Genomic DNA, 1,229 nt, shown 5'->3' with positions numbered 1-1,229 from the left:
ACTACGGCATCGTACTCTCGCCGCAGCCAAACCTGATGAGTGAGTTGCGCGCTCCTGCTGCCAATCTCGCGGTACTTGGTCTGATCATTTTGTGCGGAGCATTTTATCAAAAGTTAGTCCAGGCCTCAGCCTTGCTTGGGGCCACGGTTTTCTCAGCTTTCGCCGTGGGCAGGACAATCAGTTTCGTCCTCGATGGTTGGCCATCCGAAAACATTCTTGCCGCATTTGCGATAGAGGTTTTGCTTGCGGTGTTGTGTTTGTGGGTTGTCGGTGGAAATGCGAAATCTACAGCGCCGGCCTGAGACGGCTTTGTCCGCAAAGCACCCTTTCAACTGACTCAAGTTAAGGTCTGCTTCGAGCCCAAATTGACCGATGCTGCACGGTGCCCCAACGACAGGAATGCGCAGAAAGCAAACTTTGCAAACCTCAACGAACGATCATAGTGAACGTTTGCCGAGACCTTTGGAGCGGCAGCTATGAGGAACTGGCTGGACAGGCTATTGATCATAACTTGCTGTTCTGTCGAAATCTCGCGCCAGGTGCAGGTCGCTTTGATTTCAAACTCGGGCGATGGTCACTGTCCCGAATTGGTTTTCGCGATACTGCAAAGCAGATCGACATGTCTGTCCAACCATTCTTCGTCCAGTGCCTCGTAACGTATGAGCTTGCGGAAGTAGGGTGCAGCGATTGCTAGTACTATGAGCTGGTCAACCGGTGCATCCGCGGCTATCTCACCGCGGTCTATTGCGGCTGCAAATACTGCTTCAACACTTGCGAACCTGTCTTTCATGAATTCAGTGATCACCAACCGCGCTTCTGCATCGGTGGACGCAGCAGCGACTACCTGAGGTGCAATTTGACCCCATGGTGTGTCATTCAAGGCTCCCATCAGTACGCCGAGTAACCAACGCAGGTCAGATCGCAGCGGGCCATCGGTTTTGGGCGGTATGTTCGGTGGTGTTGCGATGCGCCGGAATGCTGCATCACGCAGACTACGCGCATCTGGCCAGTGCCTGTAAAGTGTACTGCGCGAAATGCCAGTTGCCTTCGAAACTGCGCCATGAGTTACGTGCAGCACGCCCTCATCCATCAGTATCCTTTGCGCCGCATCAAGCGCGGCCTGCCGTGTGGCGATCAGCCTAGGATCTTCTTTCAATCACCTCTCCTATAGAACATTTTGTTGCACAGTAGAACATTTTGTTCTAAAAGCTTGGTCGGTCAAAACCTAA

2 protein-coding genes are annotated in these 1,229 nt (G+C 52.8%); one reads left to right on the top strand and one right to left on the bottom strand.

All coding sequences use genetic code 11. From position 1 onward, the window contains the following. The coding region (locus tag ACR0I8_RS22050) for a DUF4345 domain-containing protein (protein WP_480703656.1) at positions 1-302 on the top strand (302 nt) is incomplete at its 5' end. A 272-nt stretch (positions 303-574) separates the two neighbouring features. On the opposite strand, the gene ACR0I8_RS22045 is transcribed toward ACR0I8_RS22050, so the two are convergent. Continuing rightward, positions 575-1,156 (bottom strand): TetR/AcrR family transcriptional regulator, encoded by a 582-nt coding sequence (locus ACR0I8_RS22045; RefSeq protein ID WP_480703654.1) that lies wholly within the window; start codon positions 1,154-1,156, stop codon positions 575-577. Positions 1,157-1,229 lie beyond the last annotated feature (73 nt).

The organism is Ruegeria sp. BG9 (assembly GCF_056538305.1).
This window is presented reverse-complemented; position numbering and strand designations above follow the sequence as displayed.